Origin of the sequence: Klebsiella sp. MS 92-3 (assembly GCF_000195655.1) — a bacterium.
GTDB classification, from domain to species: domain Bacteria; phylum Pseudomonadota; class Gammaproteobacteria; order Enterobacterales; family Enterobacteriaceae; genus Klebsiella; species Klebsiella pneumoniae.
On sequence record NZ_GL882806.1, the window covers coordinates 38,572 to 42,085 of the forward strand.

The following is a 3,514-nucleotide window of genomic DNA, read 5'->3' on the forward strand; positions in this document are numbered from 1 at the left end:
GGGGCGGCGCAAAACCTTCTATCCACTTAATGCGCAGGCGGCGGATAAAGAGCTCATGCAGGATATTATTCCGCTGATCGATGCCCGATTTAACGTGCGTAAAGATGCCGACGGTCGGGCGCTGGCGGGCCTCTCGCAGGGCGGTTATCAGGCGCTGGTTTCCGGAATGAATCATCTGGAGAGCTTTGGCTGGCTCGCCACCTTTAGCGGCGTTACGACTACCACGGTGCCGAATGCCGGCGTGGAAGCGCAGCTGAAGCAGCCTGACGCGATCAATAAGCAGCTGCGTAACTTTACCGTGGTCGTCGGGGAAAAAGATTCTGTGACCGGTAAAGACATTGCTGGTCTGAAAAGCGAGCTGGAAAAACAGCAGATTAAATTTGATTACCACCAGTATCCCGGCCTGAACCATGAAATGGACGTCTGGCGCCCGGCCTACGCCGAGTTTGTGCAAAAACTGTTTAAATAACCTTTAGGGGGCCTTCAGCCCCCGTTTTGTGCTTGTGAAGGACGACAAGATGAAAATGATTGTGACCGAAGATTATGAAGAGATGAGCCTGGTCGCCAGCCATCATGTTCTGGGCTATATCACGGCGCCGCAGCGGGTGAATCTGGCGGTGACGGCGGGGAGCACGCCAAAGAGGATGTATGAGCATTTGACCGCCGCCGTGAAAGGCAAAGCATTCTATGATCGGGTGCACTATTACAACTTCGATGAGATCCCTTTTCGCGGCCAGTCGCGAGAAGGCGTCACGATATCTAATTTGCGCCAGCTGTTTTTTACCCCGGCGCAGATCAAAGAAGAGAACATTCACAAGCTGACGCTGGACAACGCCGCTCAGCACGATCGCCAGCTGGAAGAGGCTGGCGGTCTGGATCTGATGGTGCTGGGGCTGGGGGCCGACGGCCATTTTTGCGGCAACCTGCCGAATACCACCCGCTTTCATGATCAGACGGTCGAAGTGCCGATTCATGGGGAAATGATTGCTCTTATCGCTAACAGCGAGATGGGCGGGGATATCTCGGCAGTACCAGACAGCTATGTCACCATGGGGCCGAGAAGCGTGATGGCGGCGAAAAATTTATTGCTAATTGTCAGCGGTGCGGCAAAAGCGCACGCGTTAAAGCAAGTGGTGGAAGGTCCGGTCAGCGTGCAGGTGCCGGCTTCAGTGCTCAAATTGCACCCTTCACTGGTTATTATTGCCGATAAAGCGGCGGCGGCGGAATTGCAGCAATAAAAAGCCGCTAGTTCTATTCCCCGCTTACGCAGATGCATAGCGGGGGGGCATCGATGCCAACGTGCCGCTCACCAGGCCCTTAACGCGTGATATTCCAGCCGCGCGCCTGCCACAATGCCGGCAGCTCTGCCAGATCGGTAAAGGTCGTCACTTTGGGATGATCGATCGGCTGGTTGTGCGGATCGGCACAGAAATAAAACACTTCCATGCCGGCGGCAATCCCCGACTGAGCGCCGGCGCTGGAGTCATCCACCAGAATACAGTTTTCGGCTTTTACCTGCATGGCCTCTGCCGCATGAAACATCAGCGCCGGGTCGGGCTTCCAGCGCTGAATATCGTAGCCGCTGTACAAGCGGTCAGTGAAATGGCGCAGCAGGCCGGTGCGTCCGAGCGAGTGCTGCATCTTACTGACCGGGCCATTGGAAACCACGCACATCGGGACGCTTACCGCATCCAGCAGCGCCTGGGCTCCGGGAACCACCTCCAGCTCGCTATCGAACAGGCGAGCGACCTCGGCCCGGTAAATCGGCTCCAGGGTGGCCTTTTGCAGATTAACGCCATACTCAGCGTTGATGGTGTCGATAATTTCGTACAGCTTCACACCTTTGAAGCGCTTAAAAATCTCGGCGAGGTCCAGCGTAATGCCGAATTCCTGAAACATGTGAACGTAGGCGCGGGAGCAAATCACCTCGCTGTCGACCAGCGTGCCGTCACAGTCAAAAAATACTGCTTCTGGTTGAGTCATAGCCTTTCCATATTAACAAGTTTAACGTTTTCGTAATGCTCAATGCCGCGACGCAATCGTTGCCGTATAAGCAAAATAAATGAAAAAAATTACCATACAACCGCGCCTGGTGCCGTAATTTGGTATAGGATAGCCTCGAATTTTCCCTCCTTACGTTCGGAAACCGATAATGAGTCAACAACAAACCAGCCAGTCTTCTGGCCAGGGTCTGCTGGAGCGCGTATTTAAGCTGCGCGAGCACGGCACCACGGTGCGCACCGAAGCCATCGCCGGTTTCACCACGTTCCTGACGATGGTGTATATCGTTTTTGTTAACCCACAAATTCTTGGCGTAGCGGGCATGGATACCAGCGCCGTGTTTGTGACCACCTGTCTGATTGCCGCTTTCGGCAGTATCCTGATGGGTCTGTTCGCGAACCTGCCGGTCGCCCTGGCGCCGGCGATGGGCCTGAACGCCTTTTTCGCCTTTGTGGTGGTGCAGGCGATGGGGCTGCCGTGGCAGGTGGGCATGGGCGCCATCTTCTGGGGCGCCGTGGGCCTGCTGCTGCTGACCATCTTCCGCGTACGTTACTGGATGATCGCCAATATTCCGCTTAGCCTGCGTGTAGGTATCACCAGCGGTATCGGCCTGTTTATCGGCATGATGGGCCTGAAAAACGCCGGGGTGATTGTCGCCAATCCGGAAACGCTGGTCAGCATTGGTCATTTGACTTCCCACAGCGTACTGCTGGGCGTGCTGGGCTTCTTTATCATCGCGATTCTGGCGTCGCGCAACATTCACGCCGCGGTACTGGTCTCTATCGTTGTGACCACCCTGCTGGGCTGGATGCTGGGCGACGTGCATTACACCGGGATCGTCTCGGCGCCGCCGAGCGTGGCTTCGGTGATTGGTCAGGTCGATCTGGCGGGCTCCCTGAACCTGGGCCTGGCCGGCGTGATCTTCTCCTTTATGCTGGTCAACCTGTTTGACTCCTCCGGGACGCTGATTGGCGTGACGGATAAAGCGGGTCTCGCGGATGCCAACGGTAAATTCCCGCGCATGAAGCAAGCGCTGTTTGTCGATAGCGTCTCGTCGGTGGCGGGCTCCTTCATCGGTACCTCGTCGGTGACGGCCTATATCGAATCTTCTTCCGGCGTTTCCGTGGGCGGGCGTACCGGCCTGACCGCCGTTGTCGTTGGTATCCTGTTCCTGCTGGTTATTTTCCTCTCTCCGCTGGCGGGGATGGTTCCTGGCTATGCCGCCGCGGGCGCGCTGATATACGTTGGCGTGCTGATGACCTCCAGCCTCGCGCGCGTGAAGTGGAGCGACCTGACCGAGGCGGTGCCTGCGTTCATCACCGCAGTGATGATGCCGTTTAGCTTCTCGATCACCGAAGGTATCGCCCTGGGCTTTATCTCTTACTGCGTGATGAAGATCGGTACCGGCCGGCTGCGCGAGCTCAGCCCGTGTGTGATTATCGTTTCGCTGCTGTTCGTGCTGAAAATTGTCTTTATCGATGCACATTAATCCGCACGCATGATGAAAAAGCCC

At 56.4% G+C, this 3,514-nt stretch carries 4 protein-coding genes; 3 read left to right on the plus strand and 1 reads right to left on the minus strand.

Going from position 1 to position 3,514, the window contains the following annotated elements; translation table 11 throughout:
- Together HMPREF9538_RS14430 and HMPREF9538_RS14425 are read left to right on the plus strand one after the other, a co-directional pair.
- Window positions 1–469: alpha/beta hydrolase (locus HMPREF9538_RS14430; RefSeq protein WP_009485036.1), on the plus strand; the 469-nt coding region annotated here is incomplete at its 5' end.
- A 49-nt stretch (window positions 470–518) separates the two neighbouring features.
- A complete protein-coding gene (locus tag HMPREF9538_RS14425) occupies window positions 519–1,238 on the plus strand; it encodes a glucosamine-6-phosphate deaminase (protein WP_020316561.1) in 720 nt (239 codons plus the stop codon).
- Window positions 1,239–1,317: 79 nt separating this feature from the next.
- Here the strand turns inward: HMPREF9538_RS14425 and yieH are convergent, their stop codons facing one another.
- Window positions 1,318–1,983: a 6-phosphogluconate phosphatase gene (gene yieH, locus HMPREF9538_RS14420; RefSeq protein WP_009485038.1), complete on the minus strand. Its 666-nt coding sequence runs from the start codon at window positions 1,981–1,983 to the stop codon at window positions 1,318–1,320.
- Window positions 1,984–2,152: 169 nt separating this feature from the next.
- Between yieH and HMPREF9538_RS14415 the strand changes: the two genes are divergently transcribed.
- On the plus strand, window positions 2,153–3,490 hold the full coding sequence (locus HMPREF9538_RS14415; RefSeq protein WP_004145100.1) for an NCS2 family permease: 1,338 nt from the start codon (window positions 2,153–2,155) through the stop codon (window positions 3,488–3,490).
- The last annotated feature ends 24 nt before the right edge of the window (window positions 3,491–3,514 follow it).